We start from the raw sequence: 21,546 nt of genomic DNA, 5'->3' as shown, positions 1-21,546 counted from the left end.
TGAGAGGAGACTGAAAGAACAGGCTCAAAACGCCGCGCTGCTTAAAAAAAGAATAAGACCGTGAGTTGTGCGCTGCGTTGGAAGCCGTTCTCCCGCTCCACTCGTTCAAAATCCCTTGACCTCTTTGGCCTTCGCTGGTATACTTGCCAGGGCTGGCGCGGCACGAGTACCATTTCATGACGACCCGCCGAGGGTATTGAAAACTAACTATGCAGTGGAACCGCCGAATCAATGGTCTCGATCTGGAGCAGCACATCTTTCCTGCGCTGATCCAGCGCCGCCAGCCCTTCTTGATCTCCGGCCTGTTCCGCTTCTTGTCGCAGGTATATCAATTCATTGTGCGCTTCTTTCAAGCGCGCCCGTTTCAACCGATATGCAGCTTTGGTGGCAACCTTTTTGAGACGAACGCTGTCCAGCACTGGATTTGTTTCGAGCGCATGCCCGGCCCTGTGTGTGGGCCGTCTGCGGATACGGCTGATGCTCTCCATGCGCTCTCTCATCTCTACCTCTTGTCGCAGGCGCTCCGCAGTTTCTTGCAAGATGCCAGGCAAAGTGGAGAGCATGCGTTGGGTGTCAGAGAGAGTTCCGTTCTGAAGCGCTGTGACAAAGAAGTGGTAGAGGGCGCGTGTCTCTGTTCCGATAAAATCAACTTCGTCTATTATAACACAGACATCTTCAGCTAACGTGGGGCAGGCAAGCAGTAACCCAAGGCAATATTCCTCCATCGCTTTTGAGAGCGCCTCCAGGCTTCCAGCCTTGGGAACAAGCTTGAATAGACCTTCCCCCTGTGCTTGCTGAGCGTGTGTTATCTCTGTCTGCTCATCACCCCTTTCGTTCATATAGGACTTTAGTCCTATTTCTGGCGCGTGTTGACCAGTTCGACCCTCACGCGCCTGCCCTCGTCGGAGCCTGTCCAACTCCTGGCGGAGCGTCCGTTCATCGGTGCGCAGCATCCCTGCCAGCCGCCGGAGATACGCATCCTGCTTCACCCGGTCGCGCACTTCTATCAGCACCGGCAGCAGCCGTTTTGCCGCTTCAGTCTTGCCTTGCGGCGTATCCAGCCGCAGCCCGGTGGTATGAGCCTCAAAGAGAAAATCAACTAACGGCAGCGCCTCGGCAAGCGCCTGCTTCCACGTCCCGACACTCTGCCGGATCACTTCATCCGGGTCTTCGCCGGGCGGCAGGCGCAGGATCGTGATCTGCGCGTCTACCTGCTCTTCGAAGCGCACCATGCCGCGTACTTTGCCTTTAGCCCTGGGATCATCGGGTGTGCTGGGCATGGGAGCTATCACCCGGTCGAAGCCCTGCTGCGCCACTTCGATGCCCCGCAGGGTGGCCGTTTCTCCGGCTGCGTCGGGGTCCAGGGCCAGCGCGAGGCGTTTGGTAAGCTTTTTGAGCTGGCGAACGTGTTTTTCGGTGATGGCGCTGCCGATGCAGGCCACGACGTTCTTTTCGCCGTATTGATGGGCGACCAGCGCGTCCAGATAGCCTTCGACGATCACGGCCTGATCGCGGCGCTTGATGGCTTCGCGCGCCAGGTCCAGGCCATAGAGGATGCCGCTTTTATCGAAGAGTGGGGTCTGCGGCGTGTTCAGATATTTGGGCGAGCCGCCGCCCAGTTCGCGCCCGCCAAACCCGACGGTGCGCCCGCGCGCATCGCGGATGGGGAAGATGATGCGGTTGCGGAAGTAGTCATAGAGGCCGCCGCGTCCTTCCCTGGCCGGATCGCGCTCGCGCCCCAGGCCGGCGGCAATGATCTCTTGCGCGCTGTATTCCTGACTGAGCAGATAGGTACAGAGCAGGTCGCCGCCCGCAGGCGCAAAGCCAAGCCGGAAGAGGGTGATGCTGTCGTGGTTCACGCCGCGCCCATCCAGATAGAGGCGCGCGTAAGAGGCTTCAGACGACGTGAGCAGCAGATGGTGAAACCAGATAGCCGCTGCCTCGTTGATCTGGCGCAGGCGGCGGCGCGCGGCTTCTTCCTGGTCGGCTTCCTCGCTGCCTGGCAGCGTTTCTTGATAGGCTTCGAGTGGCACGCCCGCTTTTTCAGCCAGCAGCGCCAGGCTCTCCTTGAAATCCAGCCCTTGCTGCTTCTCCACAAAGGTGAACATATCGCCGCGTTCCTGGCAGCCAAAGCACTTCCAGGTACCGCTTTGCGGGAAGACATAGAAAGACGGCGTGCGCTCGCTGTGGAAGGGGCAAACGCCCTTATACGCCTTGCCCGACTTCTTCAGCGGCACAATCGCGCCAATCTCTTCGACAATATCCAGTTTGCTTTTGATCTGCTCAATGATGGTCATCGGCAATCACGTTTTCGCCTGGGGGCGGATGATGAAATAGACAACAGTGGCGATAATGAGAACAATCAGCGCAGTTCCGATCAGCCCGCCAAGAATGGATTGCGTAAACAAAAAGCTCAACAGCAGAAACACGGCCAATAAGACGATTGGTACCACAATCCGTTGGAAGCGTCTGCGCCGGGCCAGCGTTGCTTCCGCTGCCCGCCGCGCCTCGGCAACCTCCGCCTCGGTCTGGCGCACTGCCGCCATCAGGAACGGCGGCGGCGGAAACGGCAGCCGCTCGTCGTTCGCGTTATAGACAACCAGTGTCCAGTTGTGCTGCTCGCCCTCCTTCAATCGCTGGCGCAGTTCCTCAACCGCCGCGTAGTTGTCGCGCAGCGCCCGCTCCACTCCGGCCTTGCGCGTCGCTTTATCCGCTTCATAGCTGGCGCGAAAGGTCTCGCTCCAGCGCGTCCAGTCCAGGCGCTCCAGCGCCTCGGTCAAGGCGGGCCAGTCTCGCCAGCGAAAACGCCCGTCGCGGCTGGCCGCGTACTGATCCTCCAGGTCGGCAGGCGAGAGATACGCCGCGCCTGTGGCTGCGCTGCTGCCCTCCTGCCCGGCGTCCAGGCGCAGCCCGATGAAATGGCGAATCAAAAAGGCTTCTTTGGCCCGCCACTCCGCCTGCGTGCAGGCGTCGCAGATCAACTCATAATGCAGGAGCGGGTCCGATGCTCGTTCCTGCGGAAGCTGGCGAATGGGCGTCTCACCATATCCGCGCGCCCGCATATCTGCCAATAATCGCTCCAGGCTTTCGGTGGGCGCTACCCCCGACCTCCCCAGCGGCAGCGCCCCCTCGCTGGCTTTGTCGGCCTCCAGGCGCGCCAGCAACTGCTTCACCGTCCACGCGCCAGCGATGTCATCCGCCTGCGCGCGATCATACCAACGAAAAACGATGCTGCCTGGCACAATATCCTTTCAACTTTCTTCGTTCGTCACCCTTGCTGCTTTTACGGCTCACCCCAGAAGAACGATGCTAGGCCCGATAATTGGGCATCCACAACTCAGAAAAGCGACGGATGGCGTAAGAATCCGTCATGCCGGCCAGATAATCGCAGACGGCCCGCTCGATGGGTTCGCCGCGTTCCTGGGAGCCTCTGCGATAGTCCTCTGGGATGTCTTCTGGATGAGCCAGGAAATAGCGGCAAAGTTCGCCCATCAAGCGGCTGGCGCGCACCGAATCTTCGAGGGCGCTGCGGGCATAGTAGATGCGCTCGGTCATGAAGTTGCGAAGCTGATTGGTCGCCGCCAGCACCGGCTCGCTCATGCGCACTTCTGGTTTGTCCCAACTTTGCTCGATGATGTCACAGACCATCGTATCAATGCGTTTGGCGTGCGTGCGCCCCAGCACGTCCAGACAGTCTTGCGGCAAATCCTCCACCTGCAACATCCGCGCGCGGATGGCGTCGCCGATGTCGTGATTGAGATAGGCTACGCTGTCGGCGATTTTGACGACCTGCCCCTCCAGCGTGGCGGGATGGCCGCGCTCGCGCCCTTCCACGCTTTTGCCCTTAGAATGATTCAGGATGCCGTCGCGCACTTCCCAGGTCAGGTTCAGCCCCCTGCCGCCTTTTTCCAGCACGTCCACAATACGCAGGCTTTGCTCGTTGTGCTTGAAGTCCGGCCAGACCAGTTCTTTAAGTACCTTTTCGCCCACATGCCCGAACGGCCCATGCCCCAGATCATGCCCCAGGCAGATCGCTTCGGTCAGGTCTTCGTTCAGGTTCAGACCGCGCGCAATGGTGCGCGCCACCTGCTGCACCTCCAGCGTGTGGGTCAGGCGGGTGACGTAGTGATCAACGAGCGGGGCGATGAAGACCTGCGTTTTGTGCTTCAGACGCCGGAAGGCGTGGGAGTGGATGATGCGGTCACGGTCCCGCTGGAACTCGGTGCGCACAGGCGATACCTCTTCGGGGCGCGCCCGACCACGCGAAGCGGCGCTGCGAGCGGCGAGGGGCGCAAGGCGCGCTTCGTTCGCCTCCAGACGGCGGCGCACATCGGCCAGCGTGAAAGCAGCCGCAGAACGTCCCTGATCGGTTGATATGGCCCGCGTGCTATCGCTCATGCTATCCCTCTAGCGAGCAGAGTCTATGGAGTGCTTGAGAGAGTGACACATTGTCACAGAATCTCTACATCATTATTAACGCACAAGAGAGGGCAAAGTTGCTATGAAAAAAACCATAGCAGCGATGTTGGCTGAATCACACGTCAGTAATCAGATGCACTTGCAGATACACTTGTAGCGCCGCCTTCCAGGCGGCTCAACGGCTGGCCGCCTGGAAGACGGCGCTACAGGTAGCTCTGGCTGAGCTGGCGTACAGAATGACAGCGATTAGCGGCCTCGGCGGGCGCCTCGGCCAAACAGGAACCCCAGCAGGAAGATGCCCAGCAGCAGACCGACGCTGCCCAGCATCAGGCGCTGCGCCCAGCGCAGCTCGTCTTCTTCGCTGCCGTCGCTGACCTTGAGGGCGCGCACGATCTGGATAAGCTGGTCAGGCGCTTGCCTGGCCGGCAGCGTAATGATCTGCTGCTCTGTCGGCTGCGGCTTGCTCGCCGCACCCGGCGCTTTGTCGGCTCTGGCTCCTGCCGCAGCAGAGGTAGCCCTGGCTGCCGCTGGAGGAGTCTTGGCGGCTGGCGCTGGCTGTTGTTGGGCGCGCAGTTCTTCAGCGACAGCGCCGAAAAACTGGTTAATCATCATCTTGGCGATGCCGGGCAAGACGCGCATGCCTACGCCAGCGATAGCCCCGCCAAGCTGGGCCGCGCCCTTATACGTGGCGATGGTGTTGCCGTTTTGCTGGGCCAGATCAACGGCCCCTTCGGCTTTGACGAAGCCGCGCGCGCCGTTGCCTTCGGCCTGAAGGCGGTAATGGCCCGGCTCCTCTTTATCGAGGATAGCCACCTTGCCGTTATAGGTTCCCTGGACCGCCGCGACGCCGACGTGCATGGTGGCCTCGTAGTTATCAGGTCCGACGACTTTCATGTTTTCAATGCCCGGCAAGGTTCTTGCCAGCACTTCCGGGTCCATTAATGTTTTCCAGACCTGCTCAATGGGCGCCTGAAAGGTGTACGTACCCTCGATATTCATTACCCGGCCTCCTCAAAAATAGTGGCGCAGATAGATAAAAGGATGAATAGAGCGTATAAGCGGATAGGGATAGTATATCATGAGCGCAACGCAGCGGGTAGCGTCGCATCGCTGCTGCTGTGCATGTTTCTTGCGGGATGCCGCCGTCTCATGCTATAATCCGGGCCAGAGGCGCTCCATGTCGCCTTCAGGACCACCACAGAAGCGAGGATGAAGCCTTGGCATTTTTGGAACCCTATCGCGGCGCGTTAGAAGTGGCGCAGATTATCGTTTCTATTGCGCTGATGGTCAGCATTCTGTTGCAGGCGCGTGGCGCGAGCCTGGGCAGTGTCTTTGGTGGCACGGGCGCGGTCTTTAAGACGCGCCGGGGCATTGATAAGCTGCTCTTCAATGCGACCATTGTTTTTGCTGTCCTCTTTGTCCTCATTTCCTTTATTGCCGCCGCGATTCCTTCGCCCTCCACGCCGGGCCAATAATACCAGATCCCCTTGCATGTGAGAGGAAGCCACTTGCAGCGCCGCCTTCCAGGCGGCGCTGCAAGTCAAACGCCCCTTTTCATGCGGAATTGGTGTACAGCCCTGCCATTGCTGCTATTTCCGCTTCTTTTTGGCCTGACGCTGCCTGAGAAAATAATCCGCGTTGAGTTGGAGGAAGGGTTTCCACTTCTTGGGGACGCTGCCCTCCTCGAAGATGGCGTTCACGGGACAGACCGGCTCGCAGGCGCCACAGTCAATGCACTCTTCAGGATTGATAAAAAATTGCTCATCCTCTTCCCCGGCGTGAATACAGTCCACCGGGCAGACATCCACGCACGAAGCGTCTTTCACGCCGATACACGGCTGCGTGATCACATAGGTCATTGGTACGTCCTTTTATAGCTCTTTATTATAGTTAGTCCCGCCCCTTTAGCTGCCGCCAAAAGAAGTATATCCCCTGCGCGCCTGTCCAGACAAGCCGACAGGGTACTTGCCTTTTGGTATACAATGCTGGAGGAATCATAAAGAAAGCGCAATGCTTCCATAAAAGAAAGCAAAGGTAAAAAGGAGACTGGAGCAATGGCAATTCGGCAAGTGGCGCTGGCTGGCCTCAGCCGCGAGCAATTGCTGGGGATGTATGAGGAAATGCTGCTCATTCGCCGTTTTGAGGAAAAAGCAGCCGAAGAGTACACGATGGGCAAAATTGGTGGCTTCATGCACCTCTATATCGGCCAGGAGGCGCTGGGGGTGGGAGCCATCGCCACGCTGGGCAAAGAGGATAAAGTCATCAGCCATTATCGTGAGCATGGACACGCGATCTCCAAGGGGATCGCGCCCAGGCAGGTCATGGCGGAACTCTTTGGCCGCATTGACGGGTGCAGCAAGGGCAAGGGTGGCTCGATGCACATGCATGATGAAAACGTGGGATTGCTCGGCGGCTATGCCATCGTGGGCGCGCAGATTGTGCTGGCCTGTGGCCTGGCATTTGCCGCGAAGTACCAGAACCAGAACCATCTGATCATGACCTTCTTTGGCGATGGCGCGGTGGATGAAGGCGCGTTCCACGAGGGGCTGAATCTGGCCTCGCTCTGGAAGCTGCCTGTCGTCTATATCTGCGAAAATAACCAGTACTCGATGGGCATGTCGGTCGAGAAAGCCTGGAGCGTGCCTGACCTGAAAGATCGCGCCGCTGCCTATGCGATGCCCTATGAGAAGGTGGATGGCATGGACCTGATCGCCGTCTATGAGGCGTGCAAACGCGCCACTGAGCGCGCCCGCAGTGGCGAAGGCCCGACGCTGCTGGAGTGCATCACCTATCGTTTCCGGGGGCATTCGATGGCCGATCCGGCCAGCTATCGCCCGCGCGATGAAGTGGACCGCTGGCGAGCTTCCCAAGACCCCATTCCTCTTTACCTGGAGAAGCTGCGCGAGGCGAAGGCGATTAAAGAGGAAGAGATCAAGGCCATCGAGGACCGCGTAGATCGGGTGGTGCAGGATGCGGTTGAGTTTGCCGACGCCAGCCCGGAGCCGCCATTGGAAGAACTGTACACCGACGTGATGGTGGGCGACGCCAACGCCATTTCCTGGCGCTATCCCAGGCAATAAGCCTGCGAGCGCCCGCGCTTGCGATAAGAACCATTGATGAGGATCATAGAGGAGCTAGGAAATAGATGCGAACGATTACCTACCGCGACGCTCTGCGCGAAGCGATGCGCGAGGAGATGCGCCGCGATGAGCGGGTCTTTATTCTCGGTGAGGATGTGGTGGGCTATGGCGGCACCTACGCGGTAACGAAAGACCTGGATAAAGAGTTTGGCGAAAAGCGCGTGCTGGATACGCCGCTGGCCGAGGAAGTGATTACCGCTACCGCCATTGGCGCGGCGATGGGCGGGCTGCGCCCCATCGCTGAGTTGATGACCATGAACTTCAGCCTGCTGGCGAGCGATCAGATCGTCAATACCGCCGCCAAGGCCCATTATATGTTTGGCGGCCAGACCAGGATTCCGCTGGTCATTCGTATGCCAGCGGGCGGCGGCGCGCAGCGTGGCGCGCAGCATTCCCAGTCGTTCGAGTCCTGGTATGCCCATGTACCCGGCCTGAAAGTCGTGATGCCTGCCACGCCCTACGACGCCAAGGGCATGCTCAAGTCGGCTGTTCGTGATGATGATCCCGTTCTGTTCATCGAGCATGAACTGCTCTATGGCATCAAGGGCGAGGTTCCCGACGAGGACGAAGAGTATCTGGTACCGCTGGATCGCGGCACTGTGCGCCGCGAGGGCAGCGATGTGAGCCTGATTACCTTCTCGCGCATGGCGCATATCTGCCTGCAAGCAGCGGAAGAACTGGCGAAAGAAGGCATCGAAGCCGAAGTCGTGGATATGCGCTCCATTCGCCCGCTCGACCTCGATCTGGCGCTGGATTCGGTGAAAAAGACCAACCGCGCGATCATCGTTGAGGAAGGCTGGAAGTATTATGGGACCGGCCAGGGCATCGCTTCCCTCATCTACGAATACGCCTTTGATTGGATGGACGCGCCGATTCAGCATGTGAGCGGCGCTGATGTACCCATGCCGTATGCCAAAAACCTGGAGCGCGCCTCCCTGCCGGTGCGCAGCGATGTAATGCAGGCCGTCCGGGCGATTGTGCCGCAGAAGGCGAGGGCCTAGCGGAGAGCATCTCCGTTCTGGAGAAGAGAAGATGAATAAAATCGCTATGCCCAAGCTGAGCGATATGATGGAAGAGGGCAAAATCCTCAACTGGCTCAAAAAAGAGGGCGATACCGTCAATAAAGGCGAGGCAGTGGCGGAGGTTGAGACCGAAAAAACCAATATGGAAATCGAAGCCTTTGCCAGCGGTGTGCTGCGCAAAATCCTGGTGCCAGCGGGCCAGACCGCGCCCGTTGGATCAGCGATTGCGCTGGTCGGCGACCCCAACGAGCCGCTGGAGGCGGAGCCACAGGCTCCCGCCCAGGCGGCCAGCCCAGGCCGCGCCCAGGCGTCCACCAGCGGCGGGAATGGCCGCGCAGCCTCTGCGCCCGCGCCTCAGCCGCAGCCTCAAGCGGCGCCTGCGGCCAGGCCAGCAGGCGTTGTCGAGGGCGAGCGCATCTTTATCAGCCCGATTGCCCGGCGCATTGCCGCCGAGCATAACCTGAACATCAGCCAGATTCAGGGGACCGGCCCCAATGGGCGCATCATCCGCGAGGACGTGGAAAACGCCCTGCGCCAGCCGCAGGCCGCGCCCGCGCCGGTCTTTGTGCCTGCTCCGGCGATTGCCGCCGCGCAGCCCGGCGAGGATGTGACCGCCGTTCCGCTGACGCAGATGCGCAAGACTATTGCGCGCCGCCTCTCCGCGAGCATGCAGCAAGCGCCGCACTTCTACGTCACGATGGCGATTGACATGACCAAGGCGAGCGCGCTCCGCGCGCAGATCAACGATTTTACCCAGACCGAAAAAGAGCCGATCAAGGTCAGCTTCAACGATCTGATTACGAAAGCGGTGGCGCTGGCGCTGGCGCGTATGCCGGAGATCAACGTCTCGTTTGACGGCGACAACCTGCTTTTCAAGCGCCATATCAACATTGGCCTGGCGGTGGCGCTGGATCAGGGCTTGATCGTGCCGGTGATCCGCGACGCTGACCACAGGGGCATTTTGGAGATCGCCCGCGAATCGCGTCGGCTGATTGACGCCGCTCACAACAACAAGCTCAAGCCGGAAGACTACCAGGGTGGCACCTTCTCGATCAGCAACATGGGTATGTTTGGCGTCGAGGAGTTCACCGCCGTCATCAACCCACCCGAATCAGCTATTCTGGCCGTCGGGGCGATCATCCCCACGCCTGTTGTCGTTGATGGGCAGGTCGTCGTGCGTGATCGCATGAAAGTGACGGTTTCTATTGATCACCGCGCTATTGATGGCGCGACTGCCGCGCGCTTCCTTCAGGAAGTGAAACGCCTGCTGGAAGAGCCAATGGGCATGCTGGTCTAGAGCCAGCGTGGTCTGGACGGAACTGATACTACATTCCGTTGAATAGTGGTTGCTACTGTAGCAACCACTATTCAACGGGATTTGGTTTTAGCCCGCCCGCGCAACCTTGATCGGCTCCTCACCTTCGATTGCCGGGCGCAAGGTAATTTCGGCGGTAATGCCCAGCGCCATCAACAGTTCGATGAGGGTTTCCAGGGTTGGGTTCGCGTCGCTCGCGTTCAGCAGCCGCGATACCGCTTCCCGATGTTTGCCCATCCGCAGCGCAAGCTCCTCTTTGGTAATCTGCTGCTGCTCGCGGATTTCCTCCAGGCGTTGCAGCAGCGTTCGCTCAGCGGCCATTTCGCGGAAGCCCGCCGCGACTTCTGGGTTCTGAAGCCGCTTGCGCAGGCGTTGCTCAAATCGGTTCATTATCTTCCTCCCTGGCTAGACTGATCTTGCGCGTTTGCTTGTAGTCAGCCCAATAGGCGAACGCGAGATCAAGATCACGCTTGGAAGCTTCCTGGCCGCCTCGTTTAACATAACCGTGTAGTAGAACGATGCGTTCAGCGTCGAAGCCAAAGAACTCACGGCCCAGCCATTGGCTATGGATGACACGAATTTCCCAGAGGCCGCTATGGCTCCGGCATGGCTCGATATATCCCCCACTTAAGCGATGGCCCGCGCTGCGGAGTGCGGCTGTAATCTCCAGGAGTTTCCCTGCCAGTTTGGGATGTTCTCGGTCTAGCCGGTCTTCAAATACCTCAGCCGGTTGAGTGTCATCGGCCTGCTCATAATATTCTATCGTCCATGCCATGTTGGAAGTGTAACATATAATTTCCGAATGGGCAAGAGATTGGTTAAGATGTGACCTGCGCCGCATTCTGGGCGGGCAAGCCATGATATAATCGGCTCACAAAAACCCTGGCGTATTACGCGGAGAGGCTGGTTTGCGAGCATGGGCGTGTTGAAGAAATGGCTGAAGGCGCTGCGCGAGATAACGCCCTGGAAGGCGCTGGCAAGTTTCTTGTCTGGCGTGGTCGTCGGGGCCATTGTGCTGATTTTGGGCTTGATTTTGCTGGCCCCTGAGCCAAATGTGCCGCCTCCGCATCAGGATAACAGCCCCGGCGATGTGACGATTCAGTTATCGCAAGAGTTCATGAGCGCGGCAGCGTCAAAGAACCTGAACGGGTTTGGCATCCCCACTCCGTTTGGTTCCCTGCCGCTGCGCAACGTTCGCGCTCAGCCGCAAAGCGGCGATCAGCTTTCTGTTACCGGCGATGTCGAGTTTCCGCTGACAGGCTCGCGCCAGGTACTGGTGGCGATGCGTCCCTGCGTCGCCTCGACTGGACGGCCTGCTTTTGTGGTCACGCGCGTGCTGCTGGGAGACCAGCCCATCACCGATCTCGCCGGGCCGTCTATCCAGCAGCGGGTGAATGATGCGTTCAAGGATTTTAATCCAAGCATTCCCAACGAGCATCTTTCGCGGGTTCACACGACCCCCAACGCGCTGATCTTGATCTACGCCAGCAGCGGCAGCGGTGGACAACCGGCATGCTGAATATTCACCAGCCTCCTATTTACTCACCCAGGCAATCGCCCAGGGGGACGTAGCCACACCGCGCATAGGCTGCCCGGCCTGTCCGGTGATGAGGTTGAACATGACGATGCCCTGTGACGGGCTGACCGCATAGAGCATCTGACCATCTGCGCTGAGCGCCACGCTGGTGAAGGACTGGCCCGCCAGGTAGCGTCCCAACACATGGCTATCCCGTGTGCTGAGCGCCCAGATGCCATCCACCCCGGCGACATAGAGCGCCTGCTGGTCGGGCGAAACCACCGCGCCGTTGTAGGGAACGGGCGCGCCGTTCGTGCTGGCAAGGGGCGAACGGAACCGCTGTGTCGTCCCTGCCTGGATGTCGAAGACGTAATCCGTCTTGACGGTGATGCTGGTCACAGTTCCCAGCGCGCTGTTGACGGCGTAAAGCCTGCTGCCGTCGGGCGAGAGGGCCAGTGTGTAGTAGGCCAGCAGGTCGGGCGAAGCGCCAGAGGGCAGATCAATGCAGCGGGCAAAGAAGCCATCGGGCTGATCACTCAATGGCAGGATATGGATAAAGGCTTTGTTTTCCTGCCGATTGATATAGAGCGTGTAGCTCATGGAGCCGTCAGGAGCCATCTGCCGAGTGAGCGCCTGGCCTTGCATGTCGGTCTCGTCAATCTCGGTCTTGTCAACGATGATAGCCGGGTTCAATTGGTCCGTCGTCAGATCGTAGGCGCGAACGTAGTAATGATGCTGGGCGTCGTTGGTGTTCTGGAGCAGGTAGACGGTCTGCGCGTTGGGCGAGATGGCGTCCAGATCAAAGTCGCCGACGAGATGTTCAGTTTTGACGACCTTGCGCGCCTGGGTATCTACCAGGGCAATGGTCGTCTCGCTGAGGTCTGCTGCGACCTGGCGCAGCGCCAGCCAGCGGCCATTGGGCGAGATCGCGCCGGTTTCATAGCCGCGCATGCCGGTGGAGTATGCGCCAGGGATGGCAAATGCGCCCAGTGCTGCGCCGGTCTGCGTAGTATAGATGGTGATGTTGGTCTGATTGCCCTGCGGCGCGGCGACGTAGAGGCGCTGATGATCTTGCGAGGTCAGGCCAGCGGGCAATGAAGCAATGACGCTGCTCGCGCCGGGTTGGAAGGCGACAATGCGCTGGCCGACGTTGGCGCCCCCGGCGCTGTAGCCATCCAGCACATACAGCACCTCCCCTGGCGCCGCAGAAACCCCTGGAGTCCGGGATGACGAGGGGTGATCGCTACAGGCGGCGACAAACGGAAGCGCCAGGCTGAGCATGATGGCAAGCCAGATGAGCGATTTCTTCTGCATAGCAGATCACCTTTCTGCCCGCTCAAGGCAGGCAATGGGCTGGAATACTGCCAGGATCAACTGCATTCGTTCTTTCTTCTTCCCCCTAGACGCCTGACCTGAACAAAACATCACTGAAAAAATCCCCTGGCCTGCTGTCGCAACCTGAATCCATCCAGGGCGACAGTGAGGACATGACGCATCATGAAAAAATCGCCATATAATCGTATGAGAAGGCCGGAATATCCTGGCTTCTATGACTGGAAGACATACCATGATGGAACCCAAGATCATTTTGATAGATGGTTATAACGTGATTAAGAACACTCCTGAACTGTTGGCGGTGGAGCAGCGCCATAGCCTGGCCGCTGCCCGTGACGCGCTGGTGCGCAAGTTGATCGCCAAATATCGCCATACGTCGCATCAGGTAGTGGTGGTGTTCGATGCCCAGCAGCCCAGACAAACGGAAGAGCATGTCCAGCGGATCAAACTGATCTATACATGTCAGGGCGAGAGCGCCGACGAGGTGATAGCTCGCCTGGCGCGCGAAGGGGCAGGTCGGCATCAACTGGTGGTGGTTGCCAGCAACGATCAGGAGGTACGCCGCGCTGTGCTGGAGGCGGGAGGCCAGGCGGCCACAAGCGCCGACCTGGCCGACCATCTCAACGCGCCGCCGCGCCTGCTGGCCCAGCGCGCCCGCTATCGCCAGAGCGTGCTGCGGCGGTTGGAGGGCGCAAGCGGGGAGGCCGGATCGTCTCAGCACACCAAAGGCAACCCGCGCCGCCCCAAGCGTAAGCGCGGCGGCCAGACGCCGCAATCGCCGCTCTAGCTGACGGCTGTGAATCACTTCACCCTCTCGGCGTGAAGTGGCCGACAGTATCTTGGGTCCATTGCAGACTATACTCCCCAGTGAGGAGGACCAGGAATGGCTCCATACTGAGCGTTTCCTCTTGAGCAGGGGGCGCTTTTAGAAGGGGGAGTGTTGTCATGGATGTTCTGGCTGCGGTGCTGGTCTGGCTGGCCTGCCATTTTGTGGGCGACTTTGCCTTTCAGTCGGGGTGGATGTCGGCCAACAAAGGCAAAAGCTGGGAGATCAATGCCTACCACGCGGCAACGTATACCGCCGTCTTTGTCTTATTTGCCAGGGCGACGCCTGCCGCCATTGCTATCATCTTTCTCACGCACTGTATCATAGACCCCCTGAAAACGCGCTATAACATCATCAAGCCCATCTGGGTAGACCAGGCGCTGCACTTCATGGTTATCTTTGCGCTGCTGGCGCTGCAATTTGCTTTCCCCGACTCCATCTTTGGCCTGCACGCCGCGCTCCCTGGCCTGATCATTGGCAAGTAGCTAGCCCACTTGTAGCGCCGCCGTCCCGGCGGCTCAACGCTGCGCCAGCACGGAGGCTGGCGGTACACGCAGGCAGCTTTCGCGTGTACCGCCACCGTCCCTGGCGGCGAATCGTCTGGCCGTCTGCCAGGCGGCGCTGCTGGTGGGCTGCTATTCTTCTTCGACTGCTTTGTTGCCCGCGAACCCTGGCTCTGGCAGGCAGAAGCCCGGCGGGCAGAGTTCGCCGATGGTCAGCGTGGAAACCGTTTTGCTCGCCAGATCAACGACGCGGATCGCGTGATTGTTGGTATCGGCGATGAAGAGGCGCTCTCCCGCAAAGCTCAGGCCGCCTGGCTCGTAGAAGCGCGGCTGCTCGCCGTCATCGGCCCCAGGCTTGCCGTCGCCCAGGAAGCTGGTGGCCCGGCGCGTTTCGGGGTCCACCTTCCTGATCTTGTGGTTATAGGTGTCGGCCACGTAGATCGCGCCATCGTGCCAGGCCACGCCCAGCGGATGCTGGAAGCGGGCCAGATCGCCCAGGCCGTCCACATCGCCAAACTGGAAGAGATCGCCTCCCGCGACGGTTGTGACCTGCACGTCATCGCCCAGGGTCACGCGGCGCACGCTGCTGATCTCGCTGTCGGCGACGTAGAGCGCGCGGCCATCGGTCGTCAGGCCGCTGGGCTGGGCAAAGGCCGAGCGCAGCGCCGGGCCATCAATGCGCGCTTCGCGCCCGCTTCCGGCGACGTGGCGCAGTTCCTCGCTGGCCGGATCATAGAGCCAGAGCATATGACACCCGGCCATAGCGATATACAGCAGGCCATCCACAAAGCAGAGATCCCAGGGCGAGTTGAGCGGTTGCTCAAGCGCGGGGGCACTCAGGTTCGGCCCGATGCCTTGCTCGCCTGTGCCTGCGACGGTCTTGACAGTGCGGGCTTTGAGGTCCAGCCGCCGCAGCAGGTGATTGTCCGTATCGGCCACATAGAGCCAGTCGTGTTCGGCGTCAAGCGCCAATCCCTGCGGATTGCTGAAGCTGGCCTCCTCAAAGGAGCCGTCATCCGCGCCCGCCGCGCCGGTCCCGATGGTATCCAGCAGCGTGCCCTCTGATGTGGCGATGACAACGCGGTGATGCCCGCTGTCGCTGATGAAGAGGCGCGCGCCCGCGCCTACGGCGGTCTGGTCGGCCACGATCTTGCCAGGATAGGCGAGCGGCATATCAACGAGGGCATCACTTTCCAGGTGGACGGGCAGCGGCGTGTCATCGAGCAGCCCCGCCCCTTTATAGGCGTCCAGCGCGGCGGCAATCACCATATCGAGCTGCTCGCGGTGGCCCTCGCCAGAGACAGTACCCAGCAGATAGCCCGCCGGGTCCACCAGAACGACTGTCGGCCAGCCGCGCACAGCGTAGGCGTTCCAGAGGCGGTGATTGACATCAACTACCACCGGATGGCTGATGCCATAGCGCAGGATGGCGTTACGGATGTTGTCGGTATCCTTCTCGTTCTCGAACTTGGCCGAGTGGACGCCAATCACCACCAGCGGCTCATGGGCATATTTCTCTTCCAGGTATTTGAGGTCCGGCAGAATGTGCATGCAGTTGATGCAGCAGTAGGTCCAGAAGTCCAGCAGGACCAGCTTGCCCTTGAGGTCGGCCAGCGTCAAGGGATGGTCGGTATTGAACCAGGCCGCGCCGGAAAGTTCAGGCGCGCGCACCGGCTCGCGCTCAACGGTTGCCATGATGTGTCCCTTCTTTCAAGGGAGAGGGTTCATGCGGTATGGGGAGCGCATGCGCTCCCCATACCGCATGAACCCTCTCCCTGATTTATTTTGTTTGCCAGGCGGTTGCCGAGCGTTCGCGGCCATGCCGCGCCGCCACGATCTCGGCCATAATCGCCAGCGCCATCTCTTCAGGGGAGACCGCGCCGATGTTCAAGCCGATGGGGCCGTGAATGCGCGCAAGCTGCTCGTCGGTGATGCCCTGCTGGCGCAGGCGCTCGCTGCGCTCCTCACTGGTTTTGCGGCTGCCAATCGCGCCAATGTAGCTTACGTCGCTCTTAAGCAGCACGCGCAGCGTCGGCTCATCGAACTTAGGGTCGTGTGTCAGGACAGCGGCGGCGGTTGCCACGTGCAAGGGTATCTGCTTTCCCAGCACTTCATCCGGCCATTCGCAGATGACCTCATCGGCGTGGGGGAAACGCTCGCGGGTGGCAAAGGCGGCGCGCGCGTCAATCACGATCACCCGATAGCCCAGCGTTTTGCCAAAGGTGGTCAGCGGGATGGCGATATGCCCAGCGCCCACGATGACCAGCTTATGCGGCGGCGGAAAGGTTTCGATAAAGACATCCAACGCCCCGGCCTGCGGCTCATCAGCAGCTTCTGGGGTGTAGCTGATGGTTTTGGCCGCGCCCTGCCAGATCATGGGGCGCGCGTCTGCGGCCACGCGCGCGTTTAACTGCGCGCTGCCCAGCGTACCCTGAGTCGCGCCGTCTTGAAAGACCAGCAGCTTTGCGGCCAACGGTCCAGCGCCACCAACGAGCGTGGCAAGCGCCACCGGGCGCTCATTCGCCAGGCTGGCCTTGAGGGTTTCGTAGATTTCAGCCATTGCCGGACCTTTCCGGGCAGGTGTTTCACGTGAAACACTCAACTACCAATCCAGCCGCTCCACGAAGACTTTGATCTCGCCGCCGCAGGAGAGGCCGATCTTTTCCAGATTTTCTTCTTCGCTAATGCCGAAGGTGAGCATCTGCGGCGTGCCGGTCTTGATAACCTCTTCGGCAGCGGTAATAACGGCTGGCTCAACACAGCCGCCGCTGACGGAGCCGCTGATCTCGCCGCGCTCGCTGACGGCCAGCTTCGCGCCTTCCTGGCGTGGCGCGGAGCCAACCACCGCCGTAACGGTTGCAACGGCCACGCGCGCGCCCTGTGCGCGCCACTTCTCTACATCGGGCAAAATGTCTTTCATGGGATCGTGCCTCCTCTTGCAGATTGGTCTGCATAGAGCATGAAAACGTTACTGAAGGTCTTATCTTCCAGGTAGCTGCTGCAAGCGCGCCTGCCCCCGGCGGCTGGGGCGACTGTCGTCAATCTGCTCCAGCACTTTGCCCAGTTCCAGCAAGCTGTCCAGGCTGTGGGCCGAGAGAAAATTATCAATGAAGGGCAGCGCGGTCTTCATGCCAATCGTCACCGGGCGATAATCCTCCGCGCCCAGCAGCGGGTTCAGCCAGATCAGGCGGTGGCTGCTGTGTTGCAAACGGTCCATCTCGGCCCGCAGCACGTCGGGTTCGCCGCGATCCCAACCGTCGCTGATAATCAGCACCACCGCGCCATGCCCCAGGACGCGCCGCGCCCAGCGATAGTTAAAGTCGCGCAGGCATTCGCCAATGCGTGTGCCGCCTGACCAATCCTGCACATTCTTGGAAACGTCACGTACCGCGTCATCTACGTCGCGCTTGCGAAGCTGGCGGGTGATGCGCGTCAGGCGCGTGCCAAAGACAAAGGCTTCGGTGTTCTGCAAGCCGCTGGAGATGGTGTGGATAAAATGCAAGAGCAGACGCGAATAGAGGCTCATCGAGCCGCTGATGTCGCAGATGATGACCAGCGGGCGCGGCTTGCGTCTGATCTTGCGCCAGGTCAGTTCCATCAACTCGCCGCCATACTTCATATTGCGGCGAATGATGCGGCGCAGATCGGGGTAGGCGCCTTTGCGCGACGGAGCCTTGCGGCGCGTGGGCCGCTCGCCGAGATGCCAGTGCATCTCAGCCATCAGGCGCTTGGCCTCCTGCATCTCTTCCCAGCTATAGGACTCGAAGTCTTTGCCGCGCAGCTGCTCGATGGCGCTGTAGGCGGTTCCCTGGGCCTCGTCATCGTCGTCATCGTCGCTCTGATCGGCCTGATCCGATGGGCGCGCGCGGCCAGCATCGCGCTGGGGCTGCATCAACTGGCGAGTCAGGCGCGCGGCCTGCGCCTCCAGTTCCTGGCGCTCGCGCGGCGGCAGACGGATAGGGCTGCCGCGCTTTTCGTCGCTCTTGACGATGGCGTTGTCGTCCAGCTTGCTCAGCCGGTGCTTCATTTGCCAGAAGTAAAAAAACGCCTGGTCAAAGAGCGGCTCCTGCTCGTGTCGTGAGAGCAGCGTGCATTTGAGCGCGTGATAGAAGTCCTCGCGCTTCTTAACATCAATCAGGCTGATTGTTTTCGAGGCTTCCACCATGCGGCCCGGGCCAACATCCAGGCCCATATCCCAGAGCAGCCGCCCGAACTCCACCAGCTTGCGCTGAAGCTGGTGGCCGCGCTCCAGATCATGAGCGGTGAGCAAGTCGTTGTTCTCTGGCAGCATAGCTCATACCATCCGGTTGCTGTGTGGTCACGGATACCTTATCTTCAAGCGCCGATCACTTTATGCAGTAACTTGCTCAGGGCGTTGCCGCTGTTAACCTTCTCGATGTCGTCCTGGTACTTGAGCAGCGCGCCCAGCGTATCGCGCACCGGACCTTCCTGCAATTCGTGAATCTCCAGCGTCACCAGCGAACTCACCCAATCCAGCGTTTCAGCGATGCCCGGTGACTTGAAGAGGTCCATCGCGCGCAGTTCTTTGACAAAGATGCAGACCTGCCGCGCCAGCTTTTCGCTGGCTTCGGGCGCTTTCGCCAGGACAATCGCCAGTTCTTTCTCCAGCGTGGGATAATCAATCCAGTAATAGAGGCAGCGGCGGCGCAGGGCATCGTGAATCTCGCGCGTGCGGTTGGAGGTGATGACGACGATGGGCGGCTCCGGGGCCGTCAGCGTGCCGATCTCTGGCACCGTCACCTGGAAATCCGAGAGGATTTCCAGCAGGAACGCCTCAAACTCTTCATCGCTGCGATCAAGCTCATCAATGAGCAGCACTGGCGCTTTCTTATTGCCGGGATCAATCGCTTCCAACAATGGGCGGCGAATCAAAAACTCCGGGCCAAAGATGTCCTGCATGGCCGCATCGTTGTTGGCCCCGCTGGCCTCCAGCAGCCGAATGTGCAGCATCTGGCGCGTGTAGTTCCATTCATAGACGGCTGTATTGACATCAATCCCCTCGTAGCATTGGAGGCGAATCAGCCGGGTATCCAGCATACTGGCAAGCACCTTGGCGATCTCCGTCTTGCCAACGCCCGCCTCGCCTTCCAGTAGCAGGGGCTTGTGGCGCTTGAGCGCCAGGTAAATCGTTGTCGCCAGACTGCGGTCTGCGATGTAGCGCTGCGCGGACAGCGCGGCGAGAACATCATCAATTGAGGCGGGAAGTGCCTGCTGTACTTGTTCCACGTGGCCTCCAAGGGGGAGAAGTAATACATATAATAGGAGTACAGGGGAGAGTTACTGCTCATATTGTACCACAGCCGGGGAGCCAGACTCACCCCAAAGCAATACAGCGACAATCTTTTACGTGGCTGGTTCTGGCCGCAGTGACCTGGCCCATGCCATGATGAGGCGATGGGACAGGCTGAGCGGCGGCGGTAATGCGGGAAGCGCATCAACATGAAACCAGGCGGCGTCATCGAGTTCCTGCTGATCGGGGTGTAGTTCGCCAGCGGCGTACCGCGCTTGAAACCCGACCATGAGCTGCGTAGGGAAGGGCCAAGGCTGGCTGTTGATGTAGGTCACATCGTCTATCTCGATCCCCACCTCTTCGGCGACCTCGCGGCGCACACAGCCCTCTAAGGTTTCGCCCGGTTCAACAAACCCGGCCAGAATGCTGTACCGTTTGCCCCAGCCAGGCTGATGGGCCAGCAAGATATGCTCTCCGTTATGGACCAGGACGAGAACAGCTGGGATCACTGGAGGATAGCCAATATGGCTGCATCGAGTACAGCGGCGCTCCCAACTCATGGCGAGCGGTCCGTTCGGCGCTCCACAGGCCGGGCAGTAACGGCTGCTGCGTTGCCAGTGCAGAATCTGGGAGGCATAGCCCGCTGCGCTGTAGGCCGCGTCGTCGAATTGACCAAAAAGCGTGCGCAGCCCCAGTGCGCGCCATCCCCTGGGAACAGGCTGTTCGGCGCTCATTTCACAGGCCATGCAAGCAATGCCATCTAGCGTTCCCACATAGAGTGCGCTGTGCGGTTGCATGCTGGCAATGCCCGCCTCATCGGTATGCAGAAGACCGACTCCCTGTTCGCTTTCCTGAACAAGAAGCTCGTTTTCTCGAAATGGGAGCCAGAACGCCGGGCCGCTCTCAGGAGCGGCGGGCGGATAAGCACGCTGAAACGTGGAAGCCATGCGTTCATCCTCCAGTGCCCAGTCTGCATGTGAAGAAAAGGCGCTGATACGGCGATTACCTGGAGACAATCTGCTCTGGCGGCTATCCCTCCTGGCGGATGACCGCTGGCGCTTCTGCTGGCTGAGGGGCTGTCTGATGGCGTCGGACGGCTTCGATAATGACGCTGGGGTCGGGGAATCCGTCATCGCGGTACATCGAATGGACCAGTTCACCGTCTACGGCAACCTCGAATGACCCATCATACCAGGGGACCAGTTCGATCTCCGCGAGTTCGTGGCGAAACGTCCTCATGAGGGCGTCGGCCAGCGCCAGCGTCTGCGGCTCGTAGCCGCATTCAGAGCAGTAGGTGATGGTCACTTTGACCAGCCGCTTTGTCATGTCTTCTTCTCCCTGGATAGTCGCTCTGGCGCGGCGTTAGGCGTGTACCGCTTCGACGATCTCGCGCAGGCTGCCCACCACGTCCTGGTTGTTTTCTGGCTTGATCTCCTCGCGCCAGGCAGCCGTTGCTTCCGCCAGCCTTGCCCTGACATCTTCGGGCAGTTCGCTGATCGAGGCGTCAGGAGCGCCAAACTCAGGGGACTGAGCGTACATCTCCAGCCGTTTACGCGCGTTCCGCTCGGTGACACTTGCGGGCCGTTCGATGAACCGGCCAAGCTCGCGGAACTGCTCGTCAAAGAAAGCGAAGACGGGGATGGAGCGAAACTGACCATCTTTGAGGTATTGATCCATGAGATCGGCATTCTGGTCGCGCAGGAAGACGCGCAGGTTGAGCTTGCCGCTTTCCTCGGCGAGACGGCCAAGAATAGGGAGATTGTTGATGACATCGCCACACCAGTCTTCGGCGATGACCAGGACGTTCAGCGAGCGCGGCAGGCTCTTGAAAACGGCTACGTCAGCCGGATCGAGGATAAGTTCGCGTTCATTTGCCGCGAAGCGTTCCTGGTTGCGTGTCATCCGGGCCTTGAACTCGTCGTAGGTCCAGCCCTGCTCGAACCGCTCATGCGTCACTGCCATAGGTATCCTCCTTGGGATTATGAAGCTCTCCTGTCGGTTGAAAGGCTTCAATACTACACAAATGATAGTATTGAAATTGTACCACGTCTAGCGTTTTTTGTCTCGTTGGGATGTTTTTCGGGGTTCTGCCAAAAAGCGGGGGCCACTGGTAGCGCCGCCGTCCCGGCGGCAGGGGGCTGCGGGGCGGTGTACCTGTAGCGCCGCCGTCCCGGCGGCCAGCGTTGGCCTGCTGGCGCCGTGGCCCGGAGGGCGAACGC

At 60.1% G+C, this 21,546-nt stretch carries 23 protein-coding genes; 7 read left to right on the top strand and 16 right to left on the bottom strand.

Annotation, left to right across the window (positions count from 1 at the left end; genetic code table 11):
* Positions 1 to 203: 203 nt before the first annotated feature.
* The 4 genes from dnaG to VH599_15200 all read right to left on the bottom strand — a co-directional run bounded on the left by dnaG (position 204) and on the right by VH599_15200 (position 5,418).
* On the bottom strand, positions 204 to 2,297 hold the full coding sequence (gene dnaG, locus VH599_15215) for a DNA primase (protein ID HEY7349664.1): 2,094 nt from the start codon (positions 2,295 to 2,297) through the stop codon (positions 204 to 206).
* A gap of 6 nt (positions 2,298 to 2,303) precedes the next feature.
* The gene (locus VH599_15210; protein ID HEY7349663.1) at positions 2,304 to 3,242 is read right to left on the bottom strand and encodes a hypothetical protein; all 939 of its coding nucleotides are present in this window, start codon (positions 3,240 to 3,242) and stop codon (positions 2,304 to 2,306) included.
* Between the two features lie 67 nt (positions 3,243 to 3,309).
* Positions 3,310 to 4,398 carry a deoxyguanosinetriphosphate triphosphohydrolase gene (locus VH599_15205; protein ID HEY7349662.1) on the bottom strand — a complete coding sequence of 363 codons (1,089 nt, stop codon included), beginning with the start codon at positions 4,396 to 4,398 and terminating at the stop codon, positions 3,310 to 3,312.
* A 267-nt stretch (positions 4,399 to 4,665) separates the two neighbouring features.
* Positions 4,666 to 5,418: a carbon monoxide dehydrogenase subunit G gene (locus tag VH599_15200; protein HEY7349661.1), complete on the bottom strand. Its 753-nt coding sequence runs from the start codon at positions 5,416 to 5,418 to the stop codon at positions 4,666 to 4,668.
* Between the two features lie 218 nt (positions 5,419 to 5,636).
* Between VH599_15200 and secG the strand changes: the two genes are divergently transcribed.
* A complete protein-coding gene (gene secG / locus VH599_15195) occupies positions 5,637 to 5,894 on the top strand; it encodes a preprotein translocase subunit SecG (GenBank protein ID HEY7349660.1) in 258 nt (85 codons plus the stop codon).
* Positions 5,895 to 6,008: 114 nt separating this feature from the next.
* Here the strand turns inward: secG and VH599_15190 are convergent, their stop codons facing one another.
* A complete protein-coding gene (locus tag VH599_15190; protein HEY7349659.1) occupies positions 6,009 to 6,278 on the bottom strand; it encodes a ferredoxin family protein in 270 nt (89 codons plus the stop codon).
* A 195-nt stretch (positions 6,279 to 6,473) separates the two neighbouring features.
* Between VH599_15190 and pdhA the strand changes: the two genes are divergently transcribed.
* The 3 genes from pdhA (at position 6,474) to VH599_15175 (ending at position 9,878) form a co-directional block, all read left to right on the top strand.
* On the top strand, positions 6,474 to 7,499 hold the full coding sequence (gene pdhA, locus VH599_15185) for a pyruvate dehydrogenase (acetyl-transferring) E1 component subunit alpha (GenBank protein ID HEY7349658.1): 1,026 nt from the start codon (positions 6,474 to 6,476) through the stop codon (positions 7,497 to 7,499).
* A gap of 65 nt (positions 7,500 to 7,564) precedes the next feature.
* Positions 7,565 to 8,560 (top strand): pyruvate dehydrogenase complex E1 component subunit beta, encoded by a 996-nt coding sequence (locus VH599_15180; GenBank protein ID HEY7349657.1) that lies wholly within the window; start codon positions 7,565 to 7,567, stop codon positions 8,558 to 8,560.
* Between the two features lie 31 nt (positions 8,561 to 8,591).
* Complete coding sequence (locus VH599_15175; GenBank protein HEY7349656.1) at positions 8,592 to 9,878, top strand: dihydrolipoamide acetyltransferase family protein; 1,287 nt, start codon at positions 8,592 to 8,594, stop codon at positions 9,876 to 9,878.
* Positions 9,879 to 9,965: 87 nt separating this feature from the next.
* On the opposite strand, the gene VH599_15170 is transcribed toward VH599_15175, so the two are convergent.
* Together VH599_15170 and VH599_15165 are read right to left on the bottom strand one after the other, a co-directional pair.
* A complete protein-coding gene (locus VH599_15170; protein HEY7349655.1) occupies positions 9,966 to 10,286 on the bottom strand; it encodes a helix-turn-helix transcriptional regulator in 321 nt (106 codons plus the stop codon).
* Positions 10,273 to 10,671 (bottom strand): type II toxin-antitoxin system RelE/ParE family toxin, encoded by a 399-nt coding sequence (locus tag VH599_15165; protein ID HEY7349654.1) that lies wholly within the window; start codon positions 10,669 to 10,671, stop codon positions 10,273 to 10,275. Before VH599_15165 ends, VH599_15170 begins: the two co-directional genes overlap by 14 nt.
* A 141-nt stretch (positions 10,672 to 10,812) precedes the next feature.
* On the opposite strand from VH599_15165, the gene VH599_15160 reads away from it, so the two are divergent.
* Positions 10,813 to 11,415, top strand: a complete 603-nt coding sequence (locus VH599_15160; GenBank protein ID HEY7349653.1) for a hypothetical protein — start codon at positions 10,813 to 10,815, stop codon at positions 11,413 to 11,415.
* A gap of 15 nt (positions 11,416 to 11,430) precedes the next feature.
* On the opposite strand, the gene VH599_15155 is transcribed toward VH599_15160, so the two are convergent.
* The gene (locus VH599_15155) at positions 11,431 to 12,726 is read right to left on the bottom strand and encodes a WD40 repeat domain-containing protein (protein HEY7349652.1); all 1,296 of its coding nucleotides are present in this window, start codon (positions 12,724 to 12,726) and stop codon (positions 11,431 to 11,433) included.
* 253 nt (positions 12,727 to 12,979) lie between these two features.
* On the opposite strand from VH599_15155, the gene VH599_15150 reads away from it, so the two are divergent.
* Both VH599_15150 and VH599_15145 read left to right on the top strand, forming a co-directional pair.
* Positions 12,980 to 13,534, top strand: coding sequence for an NYN domain-containing protein (locus VH599_15150; protein ID HEY7349651.1), 555 nt, complete (start codon positions 12,980 to 12,982; stop codon positions 13,532 to 13,534).
* Positions 13,535 to 13,692: 158 nt separating this feature from the next.
* Positions 13,693 to 14,058, top strand: coding sequence for a DUF3307 domain-containing protein (locus tag VH599_15145; protein ID HEY7349650.1), 366 nt, complete (start codon positions 13,693 to 13,695; stop codon positions 14,056 to 14,058).
* A 150-nt stretch (positions 14,059 to 14,208) separates the two neighbouring features.
* Here the strand turns inward: VH599_15145 and VH599_15140 are convergent, their stop codons facing one another.
* The 8 genes from VH599_15140 to VH599_15105 form a co-directional block, all read right to left on the bottom strand.
* A complete protein-coding gene (locus tag VH599_15140) occupies positions 14,209 to 15,771 on the bottom strand; it encodes a thioredoxin-like domain-containing protein (GenBank protein ID HEY7349649.1) in 1,563 nt (520 codons plus the stop codon).
* A gap of 85 nt (positions 15,772 to 15,856) precedes the next feature.
* Entirely contained in the window at positions 15,857 to 16,678 is an 822-nt protein-coding gene (locus VH599_15135; protein HEY7349648.1) for an XdhC/CoxI family protein, read from the bottom strand.
* Positions 16,679 to 16,996 carry an XdhC family protein gene (locus VH599_15130; GenBank protein ID HEY7349647.1) on the bottom strand — a complete coding sequence of 106 codons (318 nt, stop codon included), beginning with the start codon at positions 16,994 to 16,996 and terminating at the stop codon, positions 16,679 to 16,681.
* Between the two features lie 60 nt (positions 16,997 to 17,056).
* Positions 17,057 to 18,367 (bottom strand): VWA domain-containing protein, encoded by a 1,311-nt coding sequence (locus tag VH599_15125; GenBank protein ID HEY7349646.1) that lies wholly within the window; start codon positions 18,365 to 18,367, stop codon positions 17,057 to 17,059.
* A gap of 44 nt (positions 18,368 to 18,411) precedes the next feature.
* The gene (locus tag VH599_15120; GenBank protein HEY7349645.1) at positions 18,412 to 19,323 is read right to left on the bottom strand and encodes a MoxR family ATPase; all 912 of its coding nucleotides are present in this window, start codon (positions 19,321 to 19,323) and stop codon (positions 18,412 to 18,414) included.
* 117 nt (positions 19,324 to 19,440) lie between these two features.
* Entirely contained in the window at positions 19,441 to 20,274 is an 834-nt protein-coding gene (gene nudC / locus VH599_15115; GenBank protein ID HEY7349644.1) for an NAD(+) diphosphatase, read from the bottom strand.
* An 82-nt stretch (positions 20,275 to 20,356) separates the two neighbouring features.
* Positions 20,357 to 20,653 carry an Rdx family protein gene (locus VH599_15110; GenBank protein ID HEY7349643.1) on the bottom strand — a complete coding sequence of 99 codons (297 nt, stop codon included), beginning with the start codon at positions 20,651 to 20,653 and terminating at the stop codon, positions 20,357 to 20,359.
* A gap of 36 nt (positions 20,654 to 20,689) precedes the next feature.
* Positions 20,690 to 21,289 carry a thioredoxin family protein gene (locus VH599_15105; GenBank protein HEY7349642.1) on the bottom strand — a complete coding sequence of 200 codons (600 nt, stop codon included), beginning with the start codon at positions 21,287 to 21,289 and terminating at the stop codon, positions 20,690 to 20,692.
* Positions 21,290 to 21,546 lie beyond the last annotated feature (257 nt).

The sequence above is a fragment of the Ktedonobacterales bacterium genome, assembly GCA_036557285.1.
Lineage (GTDB): Bacteria > Chloroflexota > Ktedonobacteria > Ktedonobacterales > DATBGS01 > DATBHW01.
Note: the sequence above shows the minus strand (reverse complement) of the source record. Positions and strands in the feature narration are given on the sequence as shown.